Source organism: Roseateles sp., from assembly GCF_047654785.1.
Lineage (GTDB): Bacteria > Pseudomonadota > Gammaproteobacteria > Burkholderiales > Burkholderiaceae_C > Pelomonas.
In genome coordinates this window covers 2,075,236-2,098,540 of the sequence record NZ_JASGKQ010000003.1, presented here as the reverse complement: position 1 = coordinate 2,098,540, position 23,305 = coordinate 2,075,236, and the positions used below count along the sequence as shown (strand labels likewise).

The 23,305-nt window shown below is 73.3% G+C and carries 23 protein-coding genes; 21 read left to right on the top strand and 2 right to left on the bottom strand.

Annotation, left to right across the window (positions count from 1 at the left end; genetic code table 11):
* The first annotated feature begins 6 nt into the window (after positions 1 to 6).
* The 21 genes from QM788_RS18690 (at position 7) to QM788_RS18590 (ending at position 21,573) form a co-directional block, all read left to right on the top strand.
* Positions 7 to 843, top strand: a complete 837-nt coding sequence (locus tag QM788_RS18690) for a phosphatidate cytidylyltransferase (protein ID WP_415662948.1) — start codon at positions 7 to 9, stop codon at positions 841 to 843.
* The gene (gene ispC, locus QM788_RS18685) at positions 840 to 2,006 is read left to right on the top strand and encodes a 1-deoxy-D-xylulose-5-phosphate reductoisomerase (RefSeq protein ID WP_415662947.1); all 1,167 of its coding nucleotides are present in this window, start codon (positions 840 to 842) and stop codon (positions 2,004 to 2,006) included. Before QM788_RS18690 ends, ispC begins: the two co-directional genes overlap by 4 nt.
* Entirely contained in the window at positions 2,003 to 3,361 is a 1,359-nt protein-coding gene (gene rseP / locus QM788_RS18680; protein ID WP_415662946.1) for an RIP metalloprotease RseP, read from the top strand. Before ispC ends, rseP begins: the two co-directional genes overlap by 4 nt.
* A 14-nt stretch (positions 3,362 to 3,375) precedes the next feature.
* Positions 3,376 to 5,688 (top strand): outer membrane protein assembly factor BamA, encoded by a 2,313-nt coding sequence (bamA, locus tag QM788_RS18675; protein WP_415662945.1) that lies wholly within the window; start codon positions 3,376 to 3,378, stop codon positions 5,686 to 5,688.
* Positions 5,688 to 6,197, top strand: coding sequence for an OmpH family outer membrane protein (locus QM788_RS18670; protein WP_415662944.1), 510 nt, complete (start codon positions 5,688 to 5,690; stop codon positions 6,195 to 6,197). Before bamA ends, QM788_RS18670 begins: the two co-directional genes overlap by 1 nt.
* 14 nt (positions 6,198 to 6,211) lie before the next feature.
* The gene (gene lpxD, locus QM788_RS18665; protein ID WP_415662943.1) at positions 6,212 to 7,255 is read left to right on the top strand and encodes a UDP-3-O-(3-hydroxymyristoyl)glucosamine N-acyltransferase; all 1,044 of its coding nucleotides are present in this window, start codon (positions 6,212 to 6,214) and stop codon (positions 7,253 to 7,255) included.
* Entirely contained in the window at positions 7,252 to 7,719 is a 468-nt protein-coding gene (gene fabZ / locus QM788_RS18660) for a 3-hydroxyacyl-ACP dehydratase FabZ (RefSeq protein ID WP_415662942.1), read from the top strand. Before lpxD ends, fabZ begins: the two co-directional genes overlap by 4 nt.
* Positions 7,720 to 7,845: 126 nt before the next feature.
* A complete protein-coding gene (lpxA, locus tag QM788_RS18655; RefSeq protein WP_415662941.1) occupies positions 7,846 to 8,640 on the top strand; it encodes an acyl-ACP--UDP-N-acetylglucosamine O-acyltransferase in 795 nt (264 codons plus the stop codon).
* Positions 8,641 to 8,987: 347 nt separating this feature from the next.
* Positions 8,988 to 10,097, top strand: coding sequence for a lipid-A-disaccharide synthase (gene lpxB, locus QM788_RS18650; protein WP_415663011.1), 1,110 nt, complete (start codon positions 8,988 to 8,990; stop codon positions 10,095 to 10,097).
* Positions 10,069 to 10,689 (top strand): ribonuclease HII, encoded by a 621-nt coding sequence (gene rnhB / locus QM788_RS18645; RefSeq protein WP_415662940.1) that lies wholly within the window; start codon positions 10,069 to 10,071, stop codon positions 10,687 to 10,689. The genes lpxB and rnhB overlap by 29 nt, the downstream gene beginning before the upstream one ends.
* Positions 10,677 to 11,474, top strand: a complete 798-nt coding sequence (locus QM788_RS18640; protein ID WP_415662939.1) for a TrmH family RNA methyltransferase — start codon at positions 10,677 to 10,679, stop codon at positions 11,472 to 11,474. Before rnhB ends, QM788_RS18640 begins: the two co-directional genes overlap by 13 nt.
* Before the next feature lie 82 nt (positions 11,475 to 11,556).
* The gene (gene hemP, locus QM788_RS18635; RefSeq protein ID WP_415662938.1) at positions 11,557 to 11,769 is read left to right on the top strand and encodes a hemin uptake protein HemP; all 213 of its coding nucleotides are present in this window, start codon (positions 11,557 to 11,559) and stop codon (positions 11,767 to 11,769) included.
* Positions 11,770 to 11,837: 68 nt separating this feature from the next.
* Positions 11,838 to 12,926 (top strand): hemin-degrading factor, encoded by a 1,089-nt coding sequence (locus QM788_RS18630; RefSeq protein WP_415662937.1) that lies wholly within the window; start codon positions 11,838 to 11,840, stop codon positions 12,924 to 12,926.
* Positions 12,914 to 13,762, top strand: coding sequence for a heme/hemin ABC transporter substrate-binding protein (locus QM788_RS18625; RefSeq protein ID WP_415662936.1), 849 nt, complete (start codon positions 12,914 to 12,916; stop codon positions 13,760 to 13,762). Before QM788_RS18630 ends, QM788_RS18625 begins: the two co-directional genes overlap by 13 nt.
* A complete protein-coding gene (locus QM788_RS18620) occupies positions 13,746 to 14,798 on the top strand; it encodes a FecCD family ABC transporter permease (protein ID WP_415662935.1) in 1,053 nt (350 codons plus the stop codon). The genes QM788_RS18625 and QM788_RS18620 overlap by 17 nt, the downstream gene beginning before the upstream one ends.
* A 2-nt stretch (positions 14,799 to 14,800) precedes the next feature.
* The gene (locus QM788_RS18615; RefSeq protein ID WP_415663010.1) at positions 14,801 to 15,613 is read left to right on the top strand and encodes an ABC transporter ATP-binding protein; all 813 of its coding nucleotides are present in this window, start codon (positions 14,801 to 14,803) and stop codon (positions 15,611 to 15,613) included.
* 25 nt (positions 15,614 to 15,638) lie between these two features.
* Entirely contained in the window at positions 15,639 to 16,790 is a 1,152-nt protein-coding gene (locus tag QM788_RS18610; protein WP_415662934.1) for a DUF2325 domain-containing protein, read from the top strand.
* On the top strand, positions 16,787 to 17,161 hold the full coding sequence (locus tag QM788_RS18605) for a hypothetical protein (RefSeq protein ID WP_415662933.1): 375 nt from the start codon (positions 16,787 to 16,789) through the stop codon (positions 17,159 to 17,161). Before QM788_RS18610 ends, QM788_RS18605 begins: the two co-directional genes overlap by 4 nt.
* A 98-nt stretch (positions 17,162 to 17,259) precedes the next feature.
* Positions 17,260 to 18,534, top strand: coding sequence for a glucose-1-phosphate adenylyltransferase (glgC, locus tag QM788_RS18600; RefSeq protein WP_415662932.1), 1,275 nt, complete (start codon positions 17,260 to 17,262; stop codon positions 18,532 to 18,534).
* Complete coding sequence (glgA, locus tag QM788_RS18595; RefSeq protein WP_415662931.1) at positions 18,531 to 19,994, top strand: glycogen synthase GlgA; 1,464 nt, start codon at positions 18,531 to 18,533, stop codon at positions 19,992 to 19,994. The genes glgC and glgA overlap by 4 nt, the downstream gene beginning before the upstream one ends.
* Before the next feature lie 52 nt (positions 19,995 to 20,046).
* Positions 20,047 to 21,573, top strand: a complete 1,527-nt coding sequence (locus QM788_RS18590; RefSeq protein ID WP_415662930.1) for a S1/P1 nuclease — start codon at positions 20,047 to 20,049, stop codon at positions 21,571 to 21,573.
* Here QM788_RS18590 and QM788_RS18585 read toward each other — a convergent pair whose 3' ends face one another.
* Complete coding sequence (locus QM788_RS18585; RefSeq protein ID WP_415662929.1) at positions 21,574 to 22,446, bottom strand: EamA family transporter; 873 nt, start codon at positions 22,444 to 22,446, stop codon at positions 21,574 to 21,576.
* Complete coding sequence (locus QM788_RS18580) at positions 22,446 to 23,267, bottom strand: pyruvate, water dikinase regulatory protein (RefSeq protein WP_415662928.1); 822 nt, start codon at positions 23,265 to 23,267, stop codon at positions 22,446 to 22,448. The genes QM788_RS18585 and QM788_RS18580 overlap by 1 nt, the downstream gene beginning before the upstream one ends.
* Positions 23,268 to 23,305: the final 38 nt, after the last annotated feature.

The window sequence follows — 23,305 nt, the reverse complement described above, 5'->3', positions numbered from 1 at the left end:
AACCCCTTGCTGAGAACGCGCGTCATCACCGCCCTCGTGCTGCTGGCCGTCCTGCTGCCGGTGCTGTTCCAGGCCTCGCCCTGGCCCTTCGCCTGGGTGACCGTGCTGCTGATGGGCGCGGCCGGCTGGGAATGGGCGCGGCTCAACGGCCTGCCCGGCACCGGCGCCATCGCGGCCGGCGTGGCGCTGGCGCTGGCCTGCGTCTGGACGCTGCTGCTCGGCGGGCTGCATGCGCCGCCGCCCTGGCTCTGGTGGCTGGCCACCGGCACCTGGGTGCTGGGGGGCGCCTACGCGCTGCGCGCCGGGCCGGCCGGCTGGCCGCAGATCGCGCGCGGCGGCCGCCTGGCGCTGGGGGCGCTGCTGCTGTGGGGCGCCTGGCTGGCCATCACGCAGGCCAAGGTGCTGGGCATCAACTTCATCCTGTCGGTGTTCTGCCTGGTCTGGGCGGCCGACATCGCCGCCTACTTCGGCGGCCGTGCGTTCGGCCGGCGCAAGCTGGCGCCGGCGATCAGCCCGGGCAAGAGCTGGGAGGGCGTCTGGAGCGGCCTGGCCGGCGTCGTCCTGCTGGCGGCGCTGTGGGTCCACGTCATCGACGTGCGGGTCGCCGTCGATTCGCCCAGCCTCTACACGCTGCTGGTGCAGCGGCATGGCTGGGTCGCGCTGCTGGCGCTGGTCTTCCTCGCGGCGATGAGCGTCGTCGGCGACCTGTTCGAATCCCTGGTCAAGCGCGCGGCCGGCGCCAAGGACAGCAGCGGCCTGCTGCCCGGCCACGGCGGCGTGCTGGACCGCATCGACGCGCTGCTGCCGGTGTTCCCGCTGGCCCTGGCCTTGATCACCCTATGACCCGCCAACGCCTCTGCGTCCTCGGCGCCACCGGCTCCATCGGCGTCAACACGCTGGACGTGCTGTCGCGCCATCCCGAACGCTATGAAGTCGTCGCGCTCAGCGCGATGAGCCGCGTGGACGAACTGCTGGCCCAGTGCCTGCGCTGGCAGCCGCGCTTCGCGGTGATGCCGCAGCGCGAGGCCGCGGCGCGGCTGCGCGAGCGCCTGCGCGAGGCCGGCAGCCGCACCGAGGTGCTGGACGGCGCCGCCGCGCTGGCCGAGATCGCCGCGCATCCGGAGGTGGACACGGTCATGGCCGCCATCGTCGGCGCCGCCGGCCTGGCGCCCGCCATCGCCGCGGCCCGCGCCGGCAAGCGGTTGCTGCTGGCGAACAAGGAGGCCATCGTCGTCGGCGGCGCGCTGTTCATGCAGGCGGTGCAGGCCGGCGGCGCGACGCTGCTGCCCATCGACAGCGAGCACTCGGCCATCTTCCAGTGCCTGCCGGAAGACCGCGCGACCTGGCATGAGCGCATCGACCACATCGTGCTGACCGCCTCGGGCGGCCCGTTCCGGCAGCGCGATCCGGCGACGCTCGCCGACGTGACGCCCGAGCAGGCCTGCGCCCACCCGAACTGGGTCATGGGCCGCAAGATCTCGGTCGATTCGGCGACGATGATGAACAAGGCGCTGGAGGTCATCGAGGCGCGCTGGCTGTTCAACCTCGCGCCGGAGCAGATCCGCGTGCTGATCCACCCGCAGAGCATCATCCACTCCATGGTGGTCTGCCGCGACCAGTCGGTGCTGGCGCAGCTCGGCACGCCCGACATGCGCGTGCCCATCGCCTACGGCCTGTCCTTCCCCGAGCGCATCACGTCGGGCGCCAGCCGGCTGGACCTGCTGACCACGCCGGGCCTGACCTTCGAGGCGGCCGACGCGCTGCGCTTCCCCGGCCTGCACCTGTCCTGGCAGGCGCTGCGCGGGCCCGAGGGCACGACCACGGTGCTGAACGCGGCCAACGAGGTGGCCGTCGATGCCTTCCTGAACGGCCGGCTGCGCTTCGACCGCATCCACGCCGTCAACGCGCAGTGCCTGGCCGACATCGTGCCGGGCGATTGCGGCAGCATCGAGGCGCTGCTGGCGCTGGACGCCCGCACGCGCGCCCACGCGGAGCGGCTGGCATGACCACCGTCATCGCCTTCCTCGCCGCGCTGGCGCTGCTGATCGCCGTCCACGAATGGGGCCACTACCGCGTGGCCAAGGCCTGCGGCGTCAAGGTGCTGCGCTTCTCGATCGGATTCGGCCGCGTCGTCTGGCGCCGCATCGGGCGCGACGGTACCGAGTTCACGCTCAGCGCGCTGCCGCTGGGCGGCTATGTGCGCATGCTGGACGAGCGCGACGGCCCGGTGGCGCCCGGCGAGCGCGGGCAGGCCTTCAACCAGCGGCCGCTGCGCCAGCGCGCGGCCATCGTCGCCGCCGGCCCGGCCGCGAACTGGGTGCTGGCCGTGCTGCTGTTCGCCGCGGTCGCCTGGCTGGGCAGCGAGCTGCCCAAGGCCGTGCTCGGCACGCCGCCGGCCGGCTCGCTCGCCGACCAGGCCGGCGTGCGCGCGGGCGACTGGGTGCAGGCCGTGTCGGCCGACGGCCAGCAGTGGGACGCCGTCGAATCGCTGGCGGATCTGCAGGCCGCCGTGGCGCGCGCGCAGGCGCTGGGCGAGCCGCTGCACCTGTCGGTGGGCGCGCCGGGCCATGGCACGCGCAGCCTGCGGCTGGAGACCGAGCGCCTGGCCGGGCGCGCGCCGGACGCGCGGCTGTTCCTGGACATCGGCCTGTCGCCGCTGGCCGAGCCGCTGATCCGCCAGGTCGCCGCGGCCGGCCCGGGCGCGGCCGCCGGCCTGCAGGCGGGCGACCGGGTGCTGACCATCGACGGCCAGGCCGTGCCCGATGCCGGCTTCCTGCGCGACGCCATCCGCCGCGCGCACGACGGCGAGCAGCCGCGCGCGATGGCGTGGCAAGTGGAGCGTGCGGGCCACGTCGTCGAGCTGCAGGCCACGCCGCGCGTCATCGAGGAAGGCGGCCAGCGCATCGCCCGCCTGGAGATCGGCGTGGGCGGGCCGCCGGAGCGCGTGTTCGTCAGCCACGGCCTCGCCGGCGGGCTGTGGCGCGGCGTGCAGCAGAGCTGGGACATGGCGGCCACCACGCTGCGCCTGATCGGCCGCATCCTGACCGGCGAGGCCTGGCCCCGCAACCTCAGCGGCCCGCTGACCATCGCCGACTACGCCGGCCAGTCCGCGCAGGCCGGGCTCACGCCCTACCTCGACTTCCTCGCCAAGATCTCGCTGAGCCTGGCCGTGCTGAACCTGCTCCCGCTGCCGATGCTCGACGGCGGGCACCTCATGTATCATCTTTTCGAGGGTCTGAGCGGCCGCCCCGTCCCCGAACGGTGGCAGCAATTCATGCAGCGCATCGGTGCGCTGATCCTGCTGCTGATGATGGCCTTGGCCCTTTCCAACGACGTCGCCCGCCTGGCGGGCTGGCACTGAAACTCCCCGGTCCCATGTCCTTTCCTTTCCGCTCGGGAGCATCGCTGCGCCCCTCATTCCTGGCTTTGGCTCTCGCGGGGATCTTCCAGTCGGGGCTGGCCTGGGCCGTCGATCCCTTCGTGCTGAAGGACATCCGCGTCGAAGGCCTGCAGCGCACCGACCCGGGCACCGTGTTCGCGTCGCTGCCCTTCCGCATCGGCGACACCTACAACGACGAGAAGGGCGCCGCGGCGCTGCGCGCGCTGTTCGCCACCGGGCTGTTCAAGGACGTGCGCATCAGCATCGAGGGCGATGCCGCCGTCGTCATCATCGACGAGCGCCCCATCATCGCCAACGTCAACTTCGTCGGCCTCAAGGAGTTCGACACCGAGGCGCTGACCAAGTCGCTGAAGGACGTGGGCATCGGCGAGGGCAAGCCCTTCGACAAGGCGCTGGCCGACCGCGCCGAGCAGGAGCTCAAGCGCCAGTACCTGACGCGCAGCCTGTACGGCGCCGAGGTCACGACCACCATCACCCCGATCGAGCGCAACCGCGTCAACGTCAGCTTCAACGTGACCGAGGGCGAGCCGGCCAAGATCGCCGAGATCCGCATCCTGGGCTCCAAGGTGTTCTCGGAAAGCACGCTGCTGGGCCTGCTGGAGCAGACGACGAGCGGCTGGCTGACCTGGTACACCAAGACCGACCGCTACTCGCGCGCCAAGCTCAACGCCGACCTCGAAACCATCCGCAGCCACTACCTGAACCGTGGCTACCTGGAGTTCGCGGTCACGTCCACGCAGGTGACGATCTCGCCGGACAAGCAGAGCATCAGCATCGCCATCACGGTCAGCGAGGGCCAGCCCTACACCGTCACCGGCATCAAGCTCGAAGGCGACTTCCTGGGCCGCGAGGACGACTTCAAGCACCTCGTGTTCATGAAGCCCGGCCAGGCCTACAACGGCGAGGCCGTGGCCGCGACGACGCGCGCGTTCAGCGACCTGTACGGCACCTACGGCTACGCCTTCGCCCGCGTCGACAGCCGCCCGGACATCAACCGCGAGACCGGCCAGGTGGTCGTCACGCTGATCGGCGAGCCGCAGCGCCGCGTCTACGTGCGCAAGGTCATCATCTCGGGCAACTCGCGCACGCGCGACGAGGTCATCCGCCGCGAGTTCCGCCAGTTCGAGGCCGCCTGGTACGACGGCCAGAAGATCAAGGCCTCGCGCGACCGCGTCGAGCGCCTGGGCTACTTCAAGGACAAGGAAGTCAGCATCGACACCCAGGAGGTGCCGGGCGCGCAGGACCAGGTCGACGTGCTGCTGACCGTCGCCGAGCGCCCCACCGGCGCGATCACCGTCGGCGCGGGCTATTCCAGCCAGCAGCGGCTGTCGTTCAGCGGCTCCATCCGCCAGGACAACGTGTTCGGCTCGGGCAACTACCTGGGCATCGACATCGCCACCGCGCGCACCGGCCGCCAGCTGCAGATCAGCACGGTGGACCCGTACTTCACGGTGGACGGCGTGTCGCGCGCCATCGACGTGTTCTACCGCACCACCAAGCCCATCAACACGCTGGGCGAGGAGTACGAGTACGTCACCAAGGGCGGCGCGATCCGCTTCGGCGTGCCCTTCTCCGAGGTCGACACCGTGTTCTTCGGCGTCGGCTACGAAGAGACCGACATCACCACCTCCAAGGGCCTGCCGAACAGCTACCTGCTGTTCGTCAACCAGTTCGGCCAGCGCAGCAACGCCGTGCCGCTGACCATCGGCTGGCAGCGCGACAGCCGCGACAGCGTCATCACGCCGTCGCGGGGCAAGTACCAGCGCGTCAACGTCGAGCTGAGCCCGCTGGGCGACGCGCAGTTCGCGCGGCTGAACCTGCAGTACCAGCAGTACTTCGAGATCACGAACAAGATCACGCTGGGCGTCAACAGCGAGCTGGGCTGGGGCGCGGGCCTGGGCAACCGGCCCTATCCGATCTTCAAGAACTTCTACGGCGGCGGCCTGGGCTCGGTGCGCGTGTTCGAGGCCGGCTCGCTGGGCCCGGTGGACAACACCGGCTCCTACAGCGGCGGCAACCGCCGCTTCAACCTGAACGCCGAGCTCTACCTGCCGGTGCCCGGCAGCGGCAACGACAAGAGCTTCCGCATCTTCCTGTTCGGCGACGCGGGCAACGTCTGGGGCTCGCACGAGAAGCTGAAGTTCGACAGCGTGCGCGCGTCGGCCGGCATCGGCCTGTCGTGGATCTCGCCGATGGGGCCGCTGCGCCTGAGCTATGGCCAGCCCATCCGCAAGGAACGCACGGATAGAATCGAGAAATTCCAATTCCAGATCGGGACTGCATTCTGATGATGAGCAAGCTCTTGCAATCGGTGGCCCTGGCCGCCGCAATGACGGTGGCCGCCCCGGCCGTGCAAGCCCAGGAACTCAAGATCGGCTACGTCAACAGCGAGCGCGTGCTGCGCGAGGCCAACCTGGCCAAGACGGCGCAGATCAAGCTGGAAGCGGAGTTCGGCAAGCGCGAGAAGGACCTGCGTGACCTGGAAAGCCGGCTGCGCGGCGCCGCCGAGAAGCTCGAGAAGGACGCGCCGACGCTGTCCGAGTCCGAGCGCAGCCGCCGCCAGCGCGACGTCGTGGAGCAGGAGCGCGACCTGCAGCGCAAGCGCCGCGAATGGCAGGAAGACCTGACGCAGCGCAAGAACGAGGAGCTGTCCGTGGTGGTCGAGAAGGCCAACCGCGTCATCAAGCAGATCTTCGACGCCGAGAAGTACGACCTGATCCTGCAGGACGCGATCCACTTCAGCGCCCGCGTGGACATCACCAAGAAGGTGATCGACGCGCTGAACGCGCAGAAGTAAGCCGGACGCTCACGATGAGCCCGACGCCCCCCGTCGCGCTCGCCGAGCTGATCGCCGCCTTGGGCGGCGATTTGCTTGGTGGGTCCGAGGTGCGCATCGCGCGCATCGCGCCGCTGGACGAGGCCGAGGCCGACGGCATCAGCTTCCTGGCCAATCCACGCTACCAGGCCCAACTGGGCACGACGCGGGCGGGCTGCGTCATCGTCGCGCCGGCGCTGGCCGAGGCGGCGGCCCGGCGTGGCGACGCGGGCGGCGCGGTCATCGTCACGCCCGACCCCTATCTGTACTTCGCCCGGCTCACGCAGTGGTGGGCGGCGCGCACGCGGCCGGCGGCGCAGGCCGGCGTGCATGCCAGCGCCATCGTGTCGCCGGATGCGCGGCTGGGCGAGGGCGTGGAGGTCGGCCCGCTGGCCGTCGTCGAGGCCGGCGCCGTGATCGGCCGCGATGCCCGCATCGGCGCGCACTGCGTCATCGAGCGCGGCGCCGCCGTCGGCGAGGGCACGCGGCTGGCGCCCCGCGTGGTGCTGGGCCACGGCTGCCGCATCGGCGCGCGCGGCCTGGTCCACAGCGGCGTCGTCATCGGCGCGGACGGCTTCGGCTTCGCGCCGAGCCCGAGCGGCTACGTGAAGATCGAACAGCTGGGCAACGTGCGCATCGGCGACGACGTCGAGATCGGCGCCAACACCTGCATCGACCGCGGCGCGCTCGGCGACACCGTCATCGAGGACGGCGTGAAGCTCGACAACCTGATCCAGATCGCCCACAACGTGCGCGTCGGCAGGAACACCGCGATGGCCGGCTGCGCGGCGGTCGCGGGCTCCACGCGCATCGGCGCGAACTGCACCATCGGCGGCGCGGCCAACATCATCGGCCACCTGACGCTGGCGGACGGCGTGCACATCTCGGCGGCCACCACCGTCACGCGCAGCATCGCCGCGCCGGGCGTGTACAGCGGCCCGCATCCCTTCGAAGAGAATTCGAGCTGGCAGAAGAACGCGGCCACGCTGCGCCAGCTCCATGGCCTGAGAGAGCGTGTGCGCGCGCTGGAAAAGAAATGACTGAGACGACGACCCCGACGACGATGGACATCCACGACATCCTGAAGCGCCTGCCGCACCGCTACCCCATCCTGCTGGTGGACCGGGTGGCGGAGCTGGTCAAGGGCGAGCGCATCCGCGCGATCAAGAACGTCTCCATCAACGAGCCCTTCTTCCTCGGCCACTTCCCGCACCGCCCGGTGATGCCCGGCGTGCTGGTGCTGGAGGCGCTGGCCCAGGCCGCGACGCTGCTGGCCATCGAGACCATGGGCATCGTGCTGGACGACAAGGCGGTGGTCTATTTCGCCGGCATCGACGGCGCCCGCTTCAAGCGCCCCGTCGAGCCGGGCGACCAGCTCGTGCTGGAGGTGACGCTGGGCCGCGCCAAGGCCGGCATCTACAAGTTCTCGGCCCGGGCGCTGGTGGGCGAGCAGCTCGCGGCTGAGGCCGAGCTGATGTGCACCATGCGCCGCATCAATGATTGAGCCCACCCCCTACCGGCTTCGCCGGCCCCCTCAAGGGGGCGCACCCAGTGGCCTGGCAAAGCCAGCTCCACGGGTGCCGCTGGAGGGGTCGAACACGCGCTTTGCGCGTGCGTCTCTGGAGCCGGCATGGCTTTGATTCATCCGACAGCATTGATTGACCCTGCCGCCGAGCTGGACAGCAGCGTCGAGGTCGGCGCCTACACGCTGATCGGCCCGCACGTGAGGATCGGCGCCGGCACCGTCGTCGGGCCGCACGTCGTCATCGAGGGCCACACCACCATCGGCCGCGACAACCGCTTCTTCCAGTTCAGCTCGATCGGCGCCGCCAACCAGGACAAGAAGTACGCCGGCGAGCCGACGACGCTGGTGATCGGCGACCGCAACACCATCCGCGAGTTCTGCACGCTCAACGTCGGCACCGTGCAGGACCGCGGCGAGACGGCGGTGGGCGATGACAACTGGATCATGGCCTACTGCCACATCGCGCATGACTCGGTGCTGGGCAACCAGAACACGCTGGCCAACGGCGTGACCTTCGCCGGCCACGTGACGGTGGGCGACTGGGTCACCATCGGCGGCCTGAGCGGCATCCTGCAGCGCATGCGCATCGGCAGCCACGCGATGATCGGCTTCCAGGCCCACGTGGCGCATGACGTGCCGCCGTTCATGACCGTGGACGGCAACCCGCTGGCGGCGCGCGCCGTCAACGTCGTCGGCCTGAAGCGGCGCGACTTCAGCGCCGAACGCATCGGCGTGATCCGCCAGGTCTACAAGCTGCTCTACCGCAGCGGCCACACGCTGGACGAGGCCTGCGCGGCCATCGAGGCGCTGCGCGGCACGGAAGGCGGCGCGGCCGACGGCGACATCGACACCATGCTCGCCTTCCTCGCCGCCTCCACGCGCGGCATCGTCAGGCAGTGAAGCCCCTCGTCCAAGCAGCACCTCGCCGGTGCGGGCCGGCTTGGGAGCGGCCCGGCGCCCGGTCCGCGCGTTCGGCGGAGGTGTGACGTGACCCTAAATCCGGCAGTTGGGCATGCCCGAGGGGCTGGCGAGGCGGGCCGCTGGCAAGGCGCGACGACGCTGCGGGCTCATGCCCGCGAGGAGAAGCAACGCCGCCAGCGGCCCGCAGCGCCAGACCAGCGGGCGTGCAGCGCTGCTCATCGAAGTGCCGATCTCCGCATGGGCGACGAGGTGTTGAACCATCAGGACCTTCGATGAATGGCAAGCGGTCAACTGCCGGATTTAGGGTGATCCCGCCCCGCCTCGGCATGGTGGCCGGCGAGGCCAGCGGCGACCTGCTGGCCGGCCTGCTGCTGCAGGGCCTGCGCGCGCGCTGGCCCGGGCTGCGGTCCGAGGGCATCGGCGGCCCGAAGATGCTGGCCCAGGGCTTCGAGACCTGGTGGCCGCACAGCAAGCTGTCCCTCTTCGGCTACGTCGATGCGCTGCTGAACCTGCGCGAGCTGCTGGCGATCCGCAGGCAGCTCGGCAACCGCCTGATCGCCGACAGGCCCGACCTGTTCATCGGCGTCGATGCGCCCGATTTCAACTTCGGCCTGGAGACGCGGCTGCGCGAGGCCGGCATCAGGACGGTCCACTTCGTCTGCCCGTCCCTCTGGGCCTGGCGGCCGGAGCGCATCGAGACCCTGAGGCGCGCGGCCGACCATGTGCTGTGCCTGTTCCCGTTCGAGCCCGAGATCCTGCAGCGGGCCGGCATCGGCGCCACCTACGTGGGCCATCCGCTGGCCGACGCGATCCCGATGGAGCCGCCGCGCCCGGCGGCCCGCGAGGCCCTGGCGCTGCCGGAGGCCGACACCGTCATCGCGCTGCTGCCCGGCAGCCGGCGCAGCGAGATCCGCCACATCGCGCCGGCGCTGCTCGGCGCGGCGAAGCGGCTGGCACGGCCCGGCCGGCGCTTCGTGATGCCGGTCGTGCCGGGCCTGCGCGGGCTCGTCGAGCCGCTGCTCGCGGACGCGGGCGGCGCCGCCGTCCAGCTCGTCGACGGCCAGTCCCACGCGGCGCTGGCGGCCTGCGACCTGGCGCTGGTGGCCAGCGGCACGGCCACGCTGGAGGCGGCGCTGTTCAAGCGCCCGATGGTGATCGCCTACCGCATGAACGCGTTGAACTGGTGGCGCATGAAGGGCAAGGGCCTGCTGCCCTGGGTGGGCCTGCCCAACATCCTGGCGCGCGACTTCCTCGTGCCGGAGCTGCTGCAGCACGACTGCACCCCCGAGCGCCTGGCCGGCGAGGCCGAGGCGCTGCTGGCCGACGCGCCGCGCCGCGCGGCGCTGCACCAGCGCTTCGTCCACCTCCACGAACTGCTGCGCCAGGACACCGCGCGGCGCGCCAGCGATGCGATCGCCCAGCTCCTTCCCGCCTGAGCAGTCGGCCCTGGACTGGGCGCCGGCCACCGGCCTGGTGGCCGGCGTGGACGAGGCCGGCCGCGGGCCGCTGGCCGGGCCGGTGTTCGCCGCCGCCGTCATCCTCGACGAGCTGCAGCCCATCACCGGCCTGGCCGACTCCAAGGCGCTGACCGCCGCGAAGCGTGCCCGGCTGTTCGACGAGATCCGCGCCAAGGCGCTGTGCTGCTGCATCGCGCAGGCGAGCACCGAGGAGATCGACCGCCTCAACATCCTGCAGGCCACGATGCTGGCGATGCAGCGGGCGGTCCACGGCCTGCGCCTGAAGCCCGCGCTGGTGCGCGTGGACGGCAACCGGCTGCCGGTGCTGCCGATGGCGGCCGAGGCCATCGTGAAGGGCGACGCCAGCGTGCCGGCCATCTCGGCGGCCAGCATCCTCGCCAAGGTGGCGCGCGACCTGTTCTGCGAGCAGATGCACCGCAGCCACCCGCAGTACGGCTTCGCCACGCACAAGGGCTACGGCACGCCCGCGCACCTGGCCGCGCTGAAGCAGCATGGCGCCAGCCCCTGGCACCGGCGCAGCTTCGCGCCCGTGCGGGAGTGTCTGCGGTGAGCGCGCAGCTGCTGCACATCAGCTCGCGCGACAACCCGGCGCTGGTCCGGCTGCGCAAGATCGCGGCCGATGCCGGCGGCTACCGCAAGGCCGGCAGCGTCTGGATCGAGGGCGACCACCTGCTGCGCGCCGCGCTGCAGCGCGGCTGGCGGCCGGCGCTGGTCGTGCTGACCGACGCCGCGCTGCGGGACGCCGCGCTGGCGGCGCTGGCCGAGGCCGCGCCGCGCGCGCTGGTCGTGCCGGCGGCGCTGTTCAAGGCGCTGAGCGGGCTGGAGTCGCCCGCGCAGATCGGCGCCGAACTGGCGCTGCCGGCGCCGGCCGCCGCGGCGCCGGCCATCGACCCCGGCGTGGCCACCGTGGTGCTCGACCGCCTGCAGGATGCCGGCAACGTCGGCGCCATCCTGCGCAGCGCGGCGGCCTTCGGCGTGCGGCAGGTGCTGGCGCTGAAGGGCACGGCGGCGCTGTGGTCGCCCAAGGTGCTGCGCGCGGGGCAGGGCGCGCACTTCGGGCTGCGCCTGGTCGAAGGCCTGGCGGCCGACGACCTCGCCGCGCTCGCCGTGCCGCTGGTCGCCACCAGCCCGCACACCGGGCAGCTGCTGCACCGCGTCGCGCTGCCGTCGCCGTGCGCCTGGGTGCTGGGCCACGAAGGGCAGGGCGTGTCGCCCGCGCTGATGGCGCGCTGCGCGCTGACCGTCGGCATCCCGCAGCCGGGCGGCGAGGAGTCGCTGAACGTGGCCGCCGCCGCCGCCATCTGCCTCTACGAAAGCCACCGCCAGCGCGCTTGACCGTTGGCGCGCCCGGCCGGGCGCATGGGTAGGGGCATCGCCGGGCTTGCAATCGAGAATGATTCTCATTACAGTGGCGAGCATGTTTGGTGACACCCGCCCGCCCAAGACCGCGCCGCCGCCGGACCGCCGCCCGGCCGTCGCACATGCCGCCGCCACGCCCGTGCCGCCGGGCCGGCGCAGCATCGACAGCGCCACGCTGCTGGGCCATGGCAGCGAGCTGCTGATCCACCACCACGAGCAGGTCTACCGCCTGCGGCTCACGGCGCAGGGCAAGCTGATCCTGACCAAATGAGCCGCGCGGCGCCGCGGCGCCGTGCCCATCCTTCCGATTCCCCCGCTTTGCACCCAAGGAGCCCGCCGATGGATCTCTGCCAGGCCTACCGTGACGCCCGCGCCGCCGGCGCGACCCGCCACCGCGACATCGCCGAGTCCCTCGGCGTCACCGAGGGCATGCTGATCGACGCCCACGTCGACGCGCCCCGCCCCGACGGCGGCGGCCTGCAGGCGCAGCGCCTGCGCCGCGACTTCCCGCGCCTGCTGTCCGAGCTCAGCCGCGCCGGCGAGCTGATGGCGCTGACGCGCAACCCGCACTGCGTCCACGAGCGCACCGGCGTGTACGAGAACCTCAGCGCCCAGGGCGCGCCGGGCCGCGAGATGGGCATGGCGCTGGGCGACGAGATCGACCTGCGCCTGTTCTACAGCCACTGGGCGCACGGCTACGCGGTGCGCGAGGCGACGGCCCAGGGCGAGCAGCAGAGCCTGCAGTTCTTCGACGCGCGCGGCGTGGCCGTCCACAAGATCTTCACCCGCCCGGCCACGCAGATGGCGGCCTGGCAGGCGCTGCGCGCCGACTGGATCGACCCGCAGGCGCCCGCGCCGCAGTGGTCGGCCGAGGTGCCGCCGGCCGCCACCGACGCGCCCGAGGTGGACGCCGACGCCTTCCGCGCCGGCTGGGCCGCGATGCGCGACACCCACGACTTCTTCGGCCTGCTGCGCCGCCACGGCCTGACCCGCCGCACCGCGATGCACCTGGCCGCGCCGCAGTTCGCGCAGCGCGTGGACAACCACGCCGCCCGCGTGCTGCTCGAAGGCGCGGCCGCCAACGGCACGCCCATCATGGTGTTCGTCGGCAACCCCGGCGTGATCCAGATCCACGGCGGGCCCATCAAGCGCGTGGCGCTGATGGGCCCGTGGCTGAACGTGCTGGACCCGCGCTTCAACCTGCACCTGCGCGAGGACGCCATCGTCGAAGCCTGGGCCGTGCGCAAGCCGACCGTGGACGGCCTGGTCAGCTCGCTGGAGCTGTACGCGGCCGACGGCGAGCTGATCGCCCAGTTCTTCGGCCAGCGCAAGCCCGGCCAGCCCGAGCGCTGCGCCTGGCGCCAGCAGCTGGACGCGCTGGTGGACGACCCCGCCTGGACCGAGGAGGGCGCCGCATGCGCCGCCTGATGCTGCAGCGCCGCCACTGCCTCGCGCTGGCGCTGCTGCCGGCGGCCGCGCGCGCGCAGGCGGCGCCGCGCCTGGTCAGCATCGGCGGCGCGGTCACCGAGACCGTCTACGCGCTCGGCGCGCAGGGCCAGCTCGTCGGCGTGGACACCACGTCGCTGTTCCCCGCGGACGCCACCCGGCTGCCGCAGGTGGGCTATGCCCGCACGCTGTCCGCCGAAGGCGTGCTGGCGCTGGCGCCGCAGCTGCTGCTGGCCAGCGGCGAGGCCGGCCCGCCGCATGTGCTGGCGCAGCTGAAGCAGGCCGGCGTGCGCGTCGAGGTGCTGGACGACCAGCACCGCTTCGACGGCATCGTCGAGCGCACCCGGCGCATCGGCCAGCTGTGCGGCCGCGAGCGCGAGGCGCAGCAGCTCGTCGCCCGCATGCAGCAGGACTGGGCCGCGCGGCCCCGGCCGCCGGCCGGCAGCGCGCCGCGCGTGCTGTTCGTGCTGGCCCATGCCGCCGGCCAGCTGCGCGTGGCGGGCGAGGGCACCGCCGCCGACGCGATGCTGCAGCTGGCCGGCGCGCGCAACGCGATGGCTGGCGTGCAGGGCTACAAGCCGCTGACGGCCGAGGCCGCGCTGCAGGCCGCGCCCGACGTCATCCTGTGCACCGACCAGGGCCTGGCCGCGCAGGGCGGCGCGGACGGCCTGCTCAAGGGCCCCGGCCTCGCGCTGACGCCCGCCGGCCGCGCGCGCCGCGTGGCCAGCATGGACGCGCTGCTGCTGCTCGGCTTCACGCCGCGCCTGCCGCAGGCCGTGGCCGAGCTGACGATCCGGCTGCATGGACGCGCCGCTTGACCGCCCGCTGATGCGCTGGCCCGCGCTGCCGGGGTGGCCGCTGGCCTTCGCGGCGCTGGCCGCCGCGGTCGTCGTGGCCGCCAACAGCGGCGCGCTGTCGCTCGGCTGGGCGGACTGGCGGGCGCTGCTGGACGGCGAGCCCACCCAGGGCGCGCTGGTGCTGGCGCAGCTGCGGCTGCCGCGGGTCGCGTTCGCCGTCGTCGTCGGCGCGGCGCTGGGCCTGGCGGGCGCGCTATCGCAAGGCGTGTTCCGCAACCCGCTGGCCGAGCCCACGCTGCTGGGCATCCCCAGCGGCGCGATCTGCGCGGTGGCGCTGATGCTGACCGTGCTGTCCGCCTGGGCCGGCGGCCTGCCGCCCGCGTGGCGGCCGTTCGCGGTGCCGGTGGCGGCGCTGGCGGGCGCCTGGGCGATGTGCGCGCTGCTGCAGGGCGTGGCACGGCTGCTGGTGCCGGGCGCGGTGGCCGGCCTGCTGCTGGCGGGGCTGGCGCTGAACGCGCTGGCCATGGCCGTCGTGGGCCTGTGCACCTACGTGGCGACCGACGAGCAGCTGCGCACCCTGACGTTCTGGCAGCTCGGCTCGCTGGCGCTGGCCGGCTGGCCGGTGGTGGCGGTGCTGGGCGCGGCGGTGGCGGGGGCGCTGGCGATGTCGCGCCGCTGGGGCCAGGGCCTCAATGCGCTGGCGCTGGGCGAGACGGTGGCGGCCCAGGTCGGCGTGCCGGTGGTGCGGCTGCGCCGCGCGCTGGTGCTGGCGCTGGCGCTGCTCAGCGGCCTGGCGGTGGCCTGGTGCGGCATGATCGGTTTCGTCGGCCTGCTGGCGCCGCACGCGGCGCGCGGCCTGGTCGGCGCGGACGCCCGCCGCGTGCTGCCGCTGGCGGCCTGGTTCGGCGCGGTGCTGCTGCTGCTGGCGGACACGGCCGCGCGCACGCTGGTCGTGCCGGCGGAGCTGCCGGTGGGCATCCTGACCGCGCTGTTCGGCGCGCCGGTGCTGTTCGTGCTGCTCAAGCGCGCACAGCGCGAGATCGGCGGGGGCTGGTGAGCATGCCCCGCCTGCTGCAGCTCGACGCCGCCACGCTGGCCCGCCACGGCCAGGTGTTCGGCCCCTTCGACCTCGGCGTGGACCTGGGCGAGCGCGTCGCGCTGCTGGGCCCCAGCGGCGCCGGCAAGTCCACGCTGCTGAAGCTGATGTGCGGCGACCTGGCGCCGACGGCCGGCCGCGTGCTGCTGGACGGCCAGCCCATCGCCGCGATGGACCCGCGCCCGCGCGCGCGCCGCCGCGCGGTGCTGCCGCAGTCGCACCAGGTGGCGTTCGGGCTGCCGGTGGAACTGGTCGTCGGCCTGGGCCGCTGGGCCGGCGACGGCGCCGACCGCTGGGTGCGCCAGGCGCTGGCCTGGGCCGCCGCCAGCCACCTGCAGGGGCGGCGCTACGACCGGCTCTCCGGCGGCGAGCAGGCGCGCGTGCAGCTGGCGCGCGTGCTGGCGCAACTGGCCGACGTCGAGGCCGGCCTGCTGCTGGTGGACGAGCCGCTGGCCTCGCTGGACCCCGGCCTGCAGCTGGAGCTGCTGGACACGCTGGCCCGCTTCTGCCGCGAGCGCGGCCATGCGCTGGTGGCCGTGCTGCACGACATCCAGCAGGCGCTCAACGGCTTCGACCGCCTGGTGCTGGTGAAGCACGGCCAGGCGACGGCCGACCTGCCCGCCGGCGCGGCCGCGCTGCCGGCGCTGGAAACCCTGTTCGGCCTGCGCCTGCAGGCGCTGCCCACGCCCGACGGCGCCTGGGCGCTGGCCGCGCGCCGCCTGGAGGCGGCGCCCCCCATCCCCGCCCATCCCGTCCCGGAGGTCTCGAATGGCTGAATCCTGCTGCGCGGCCCATACCGCCATGCCCGTCCTCACCGGTTCGCGCCGCCGCCGGCTCTGGGAGCTGGGCAGCCATGCGCACTGCCCCGTCGTCGGCGTCTGCGTGCCGCTGGAGCGCGTGCGCGTGCTCGCCAGGAAGCTGCTGGTGCTGCAGGGCGACGAGGACGACTACACGCTGCACTGCAGCCTCGTCACCGCCGCCGCGCGCCGCAACGCGGTGGCCGAGGCGCTGCAGAAGGACCTGGAGCAGCGCTTCGCGCTGGAGGTGCGCCAGGCCGCGCAGGCCAAGTGCCGCGACAGCCTGATGGCCTGGTGGCGCGGCCGCGCGGCGCAGGGCGAGATCGCCGGGGCGCTGTGGGCCACGCTGACGCATGCGCGCTGCGACGAGTGGCTGGAGATGCGCGTGCTGGGCCAGGTCCACATGCTGCAGCACCAGGTGGGTGCGGCGCAGCGGGTGGACATGGTGCGCCACCGCGAGCTGGCGGCCGAGCACCAGGCGCTGGCCCGCGAGTACGCCGACGTGCAGCAGCGCGTGACCGCCTGGAGCCTGGAGCGCGCCCGCGAGCAGCAGGCCTGGGAGCAGGAGCGGGTGCAGCTGCGCGCCGCGCAGATCGGCCTGCAGACACAGCTCGCGCAGGCCCAGGAGCAGCTCGCCCACTGGCAGGCCGCGCGGCCCGACCTGCCGGAGCGCGAGCAGCTGCGCGAGCGGCTGGCCGAGCAGCTGGAGCGCAACCAGGCGCTGCAGCGCGAGATCAACCGGCTGGCCTCGCGCGCCGTGCCGGAGGCCGCCGCCGAGGCGCTGCCGGCGCCCGTGCCGGCCGCCGCGGACGAACCGCCGCCGCCCGCCGATCCGGCGCGGCTGGAGCACCGCGTCATCCTGTGCGTGGGCGGGCGCGGCGGCAGCGTGCCGCAGTACCGCCAGGCGGTGGAGGGCTGCGGCGCGCAGTTCCTGCACCACGACGGCGGCAGCGAGCACAAGCCGGCGCAGCTGGAGCCGCAGCTCGCCGCGGCCGACCTGGTCATCTGCCAGACCGGCTGCATCAGCCACGACGCCTACTGGCGCGTGAAGGACCACTGCAAGCGCCACGGCAAGCGCTGCCTGTTCGTCGAGACGCCCAGCCGCAGCGCCTTCGAGCGCGCGCTGGCGCAGGCCGCGGGCGCGGAAGCCGCATGACGGTGCCGCACCCCGCCGCCGGGCACGCGCTGCAGCGCTGGCAGCGCATGGCGCTGGGCGTGCGGCTGGCCTACCACCCGAGCCGGCCCTGCAGCATCGGCTGCTACGTCGGCGTCGGCCGGGCGCTGGTGCGGCACGGCTTCCTGCCCGAGCTGGAGGCCGAGCAGCGCATGTACCGCCTGCTGCTGCAGACGGCCGCCGACCTGGCGCTGCCGCCCGCGTGGCGCCAGCACTGCCTGAGCCATGCGCTGCACCCGCTGGCGCGGCTGACCACGCTGCTGGCGCACGACCCCTTCACCGTCACCGCGCTGCATGCGCGCTGGGACCTGGCCCACCGCCAACTGCCCACCACCCCGGCGGACGCGGACTGATTCCGGCGGCAACCGAGGGGAAGCCCGCTGCGGCGCGGCCCCGGACTGGCCCCAAACTGGGGCCTGTTCGCAGCCCCCTCCGCGGAGACCCGTCAGCCATGCCCCCGTCCGTCACGTCCCCCCATCAACTCGCGCGGCGCGCCATCGCCCTGGTGCTGGCCGGCGGCCGCGGCTCGCGGCTCAAGCAGCTCACCGACGCCCGCGCCAAGCCGGCGGTCTACTTCGGCGGCAAGTTCCGCATCATCGACTTCGCGCTCAGCAACTGCGTCAACAGCGGCATCCGCCGCATCGGCGTCGTCACCCAGTACAAGAGTCATTCGCTGCTGCGCCACATCCAGCGCGGCTGGAGCTTCCTGCGCGCCGAGCTGAACGAGACCGTGGACCTGATGCCCGCCCAGCAGCGCGTCGACGAGGAAAGCTGGTACCGCGGCACGGCCGACGCCGTCTACCAGAACCTGGACATCATCCAGAGCACCGAGGCCGAGTACATCGTCGTGCTGGCCGGTGACCACATCTACAAGATGGACTACTCGGCCATGCTGATGGACCACGCCGAGAACGTCGCCAAGAACGGCGCCGGCTGCACGGTGGGCTGCATCGAGGTGCCGCGCAGCGAGGCCAGCGCCTTCGGCGTGATGGCCGTGGACGGCGAGCGGCGCATCACCGCCTTCAAGGAAAAGCCCGCCGACCCGCCCGGCATCCCCGGCCGCGAGGACACCTGCCTGGCCAGCATGGGCATCTACATCTTCAACGCCGACTACCTCTACCGCCTGCTCGCGGAAGACCTGGCCGACCCCGACTCCAGCCACGACTTCGGCAAGGACGTGATCCCCAAGACCGTGGCCGAGCAGCGCGCCGTCGCCCACCCGTTCGGCATGAGCTGCATCCTGAACCCCAACGGCGCGCCGCCCTACTGGCGCGACGTGGGCACGCTGGACGCCTTCTGGGCCGCCAACCTCGACCTCGCCTCGATCAGCCCCGAGCTCGACATCTACGATACCGACTGGCCGATCTGGACCTACCAGCGCCAGCTGCCGCCGGCCAAGTTCATCCCCGACCACAACGGCATGCACGGCATGACGGTGAACACCATCGTCAGCGCCGGCTGCATCGTGTCGGGCTCGCACGTCGTGCAGTCGGTGCTGTTCAACAACGTGCGCATCCGCTCGTTCTGCAACATCCACCAGAGCGTGCTGCTGCCGGGCGTCAGCGTGGGCCGCAACTGCCGGCTCACCAAGGTCATCATCGACCGCGCCTGCGACATCCCGGACGGCCTGGTCGTCGGCGAGGACGCCGCGCTGGACGCGGCCCGCTTCGAGCGCACCGAGAACGGCGTCGTGCTGATCACCAAGCAGATGCTCGCCAGGCTGTGACGGCGCGCGTCCTGCAAGTCAGCGCGGAGCTGTACCCGCTGCTGAAGACCGGCGGCCTGGCCGACGTGGCCGGCGCGCTGCCCGCCGCGCTCGCCGCGGCCGGCGCCGAGCCGCGCCTGCTGCTGCCGGGCTTCCCGGCCATCCAGGCCGCGCTGGCGCCGGAGGGCACCGTCGCGCCGGTCGCGCTGCCGTGGAGCGAGGGCCGGGCGACGCTGCTGCGCGGCCGGCTGCCGGGCTTCGGCATGCCCGTCTACGTGCTGGACGCGCCCGGCCTGTTCGACCGCGCCGGCAACCCCTACGGCGACGCGGACGGCGTGGCCTATGCCGACAACCACCGCCGCTTCGCGCTGCTGGGCCTGGCCGCCGCGCGCCTGGCCGAGGGCGCGGACGCCGCCTGGCGGCCCGACGTCGTCCACGCGCACGACTGGCACGCGGGCCTGGCCTGCGCCCACGTCGCCGCCAGCCGCGCGCGCCGCCGCACCGCGGCGCGCACGGTCTTCACCATCCACAACCTCGCCTACCAGGGGCTGTTTCCGGCCGGCCACTTCGGCGACCTGGGCCTGCCCGCCCACCACTATGCGATGGAAGGCGTCGAGTTCCACGGCCAGGTCAGCTTCATGAAGGCCGGGCTGCACTTCGCCGACGCGATCACCACCGTCAGCCCCAGCTACGCGCGGGAGATCCGGACCCCCGAGCAGGGCTGCGGCCTGGACGGCCTGCTGCGCCGCCGCGCCGACGTGCTGCACGGCATCCTGAACGGCGTGGACTACGCCGTCTGGTCGCCCGCGCACGACCGCGGCATCGCCCAGGCCTACGACGCCGACCGCCCCGCCGGCAAGGCCGCCTGCAAGGCCGCGCTGCAGCGCGACTGCGGGCTGGACGTGGCGGCCGGCGCGCCGCTGTTCGGCATCGTCAGCCGGCTGACCGAGCAGAAGGGCCTGCCGCTGGTGCTGCAGGTGCTGCCCGACCTGCTGGCCGGCGGCGGCCAGCTCGTCGTGCTCGGCAGCGGCGACGCGCGGCTGGACGAGGCCTTCGCCGCCGCCGCCGCGCGGCATCCCCGCCAGGTCGCCCGCCGCACCGGCATGGACGAGGGCCTGGCCCACCGCATCGTCGCCGGCAGCGACGTGGTGCTGGTGCCCAGCCGCTTCGAGCCCTGCGGCCTGACGCAGCTCTACGGCCTGCGCTACGGCGCGCTGCCGCTGGTACACCGCGTCGGCGGCCTGGCGGACACGGTGGTGGACTGCACGCTCGAAGACCTCGCCGCGGGCACCGCCACCGGCTTCGCCTTCGACGGCTTCGACGCCGACGCCTGCCGCCGCGCGCTGCGCCGCGCGTTTGCGCTGTGGCAGCGCCCCGAGGACTGGGCCGCGGTGCGCGCCACCGCGATGCGCCAGCGCTTCGGCTGGGACGACGCGGCGCGGCGCTATGTCGCGCTGTACGGTGGGCTGCTGTCGGGCTGATGCCGGGCAGAGTTCGGCGCAAACTCCGGTCCTTTCCACCGGACCCGCCGCCATGCCTGTTTCCCGCTTCCCCGTGTTCCGCCACCTCGCCGCTGCGGCCGCCGCCGCGCTGGCTCTCGTGCCCGTCGCCTGCCAGGCCTGGGGGCAGGAGGGCCATGCCATCGTCGCCGAGATCGCGCAGCGCCGGCTCACGCCCGCCGCGGCGGCCGGCGTCGCGCAGCTGCAGGGCGGCGCCAGCCTGGCCTCGGTGGCCAGCTGGGCCGACGACGTGCGCGGCCAGCGCCCGGGCGACTTCAACCTGCACTTCGTCAACCTGCCGCGCGGCGCGCGGGCCTACGACGCGCAGGCCCACTGCGCGCCGTCCGCCAAGGGCGATTGCGTCGTGGCCGCGCTGGGCCGCGCGCAGCAGGCCCTGCGCTGCGGGCCGACCGAGGAGGCCCGGCGCGAGGCGCTGCGCTACGTCGTCCACTTCGTCGGCGACCTGCACCAGCCGCTGCACGCCACCGGCGACCTCGAAGGCGGCAACGGCTTCAAGGTCCATGGCAGCCTGCACGGGCAGACCTGCAAGGGCGCCTGCGCGCTGGAGAGCGGCAACCTGCATTCGCTGTGGGACGCGGGCCTGATCCGCCGCGCCGTCTGGGCCTGGGGCGCCTACGTCGACCGCCTGGAGCAGACGCTGCTGGCCACGCAGGACTTCGACCTGAAGAGCGGCGGCGACCAGCCCGCCGACTGGGCGCTGCAGTCGCACGCGGTGGGCGAGCTGGTCTGGAACGACCAGCTCATCCCCGCCGACGGCCGCATCGACGACGCCTACTACGCCGCCGTGCTGCCGGTGCTGGACCAGCAGCTGGCGCTGGGCGGCCTGCGCCTGGCCCGGCTGCTCAACGAGACCTTCGCGCCCGGCTCGTGCAGTGCGCCGGTGGCCGGCACGCCCTGGCCCGCCGCCGAGACCGGCCTGCGGCCGGCGGCCAACCTCGGCGAGCTGAAGGCCCAGTTCAGCGCCTACCGCGACGGCGGCGGCTACGCGCGCGACCAGGCCGCGGTCGCCGAGGCCGCCACCGCCTACGTGCTGGCGCGCGCCGGCCAGGTGGCCAGGCCGGCGCTGGTGCTCGACATCGACGAGACCTCGCTGGATAACTGGGGCCAGATGGCGCAGAACGACTTCGGCTACATCGTCCACGGCGACTGCGGCAGCGCACCCGGCACCGCCTGCGGCGCGCTGGCCTGGGAGGCGCAGGGCCGCGCGCCGGCCATCGCCGCGACGCTGAAGCTTTACCGGGCCGCGCGGGCCGCCGGCGTGGCGGTGTTCTTCATCACCGGCCGCAAGGAGGCCGAGCGCGCCGGCACCGAGGCCAACCTGCGTGCCGCCGGCTACGATGGCTGGGCCGGCGTGGTGCTGCGCCCGGACGGCGCGCACGGCGCCCATTCGGCCGCCAGCTTCAAGGCCGCCGAGCGCGCCCGCATCGTCATGCAGGGCTACCAGATCCTGGCGACCGTGGGCGACCAGCCCAGCGACCTCTCCGGCGGCTACGCCGAGAAGGCGTTCTTGCTGCCGAACCCGTTCTACCGGATCCCTTGATCAGATCGCCAGCGCGACGACCCCGGCGCCGATCAGCGCCGCGCCTGCCAGCCGCCAGCCGCGCTCGCCCTCGCCGAGCAACTGCCCGCCGAGCAGCGCGGCGAACAGCATGGACACCTCGCGCGCCGGGGCCACCCGCGACAGCGGCGCCTCGCGCATGGCCAGCAGCACCAGGATGTAGGCCAGCGGCCCGAGGCCGGCGACGGCCAGCACGCCCTTCCAGGTGCGGCGCAGTTCGGGCAGGAAGCCCTGCGGGTCGCGCAGCGCCACCGGCAGCTGCAGCGGGATGCGCAGCACGTTGCCGAAGTACTCGGTCATCAGCGGCGACACGGCCAGCACCTTGACCGCGTAGCCGTCCAGCAGCGTGTAGCCGGCGATCAGCGCGCCCGTGGCCGCGCCCCAGTACAGGCCGCGCCGGCGGCGCAGCGCGGCGTCGGGGTCGCCCGTGGCGCCGCGCGGCCCCATCGTGATGAGCAGGATGCCGCCCACCACGCCGGCCAGCCCCAGCGCGCCGAGCGCGCCCAGGTGCTCGCCCAGCAGCGCCACGGCGGCCAGCGACGACAGCAGCGGCCCGCTGCCGCGCGCCACCGGGTAGACCACGGTCAGGTCGCTGGCGCGGTAGCCGGCCAGCAGGCAGTTGAAGTACAGCAGGTGGACCGCCGCGCTGGCACCGACGACGGCCCAGGCCAGGCCGCTCCAGCGCGGCAGCTCCGGCACGCCGACCCACAGCGCCGCCGGCAGCCACAGCAGCGCCACGCCCAGCGAGCAGGCCAGCACGAAATGCGGCCCGCCGCCCCACCGCTTGGCGGCCAGGTTCCAGAGCGCGTGGAGCAGGGCGGCCGCGAGGACGAGCGCGAGGGCCGGCGCGGGCATCAGTACATCAGGCGGTCGGGCCGGATGTCGCGCAGGATGGTCGTCGCGATCTCTTCGATGGACTTGTGCGTGGACGACAGCCAGGAGATGCCCTCGCGCTTCATCATGGCCTCGGCCTCGTTGACCTCGTAGCGGCAATTCAGCGGGTCGGCGTACTTGCTGCCCGGGCGGCGCTCGTTGCGGATGGAGGCCAGCCGCTCCGGGTCGATGGTCAGGCCGAAGCACTTGCGCCGGTGCGGCACCAGCGCCGGCGGCAGCTTGCGGCGCTCGAAGTCCTCGGGGATCAGCGGGTAGTTGGCGGCCTTGATGCCGTGCTGCATGGCCAGGTAGAGCGACGTGGGCGTCTTGCCCGAGCGCGACACGCCCAGCAGGATCACGTCGGCCACGTCCAGGTTGCGGGCCGACTGGCCGTCGTCGTGGGCCAGCGAGAAATTGATGGCCTCGATGCGGTCGTGGTACTCCTGGCTCTCGGCCACGTCGGAGAAGCGGCCGACGCGGTGGTTGCTCGTGATGCCGAACTCCTCCTCGAGCGGCTCGATGAAGGTGCCGAACATGTCCATCACGCGGCCCTGGCAGCGCTCGCGGACGATCTTGAGCACGTCGCGGTCCACCAGCGTGGCGAAGACGATGGGGCGCTGGCCTTCGCTCACGGCGGTTTCGTTGATCTCGTTGACCACGGCCTGGGCCTTCTCGGCCGAATCCACGAAGGGCCGGCGCACGTGGCGGGCCTTCAGCGAGAACTGCGCCAGGATGGAGTTGCCGAAGGTCTCGGCGGTGATGCCGGTGCCGTCAGAGACGAAATAGACGGTTCTGGCACTCATGTTGGCGGCTCGTGAAGTTGTGGCGTGCCGATGATAGC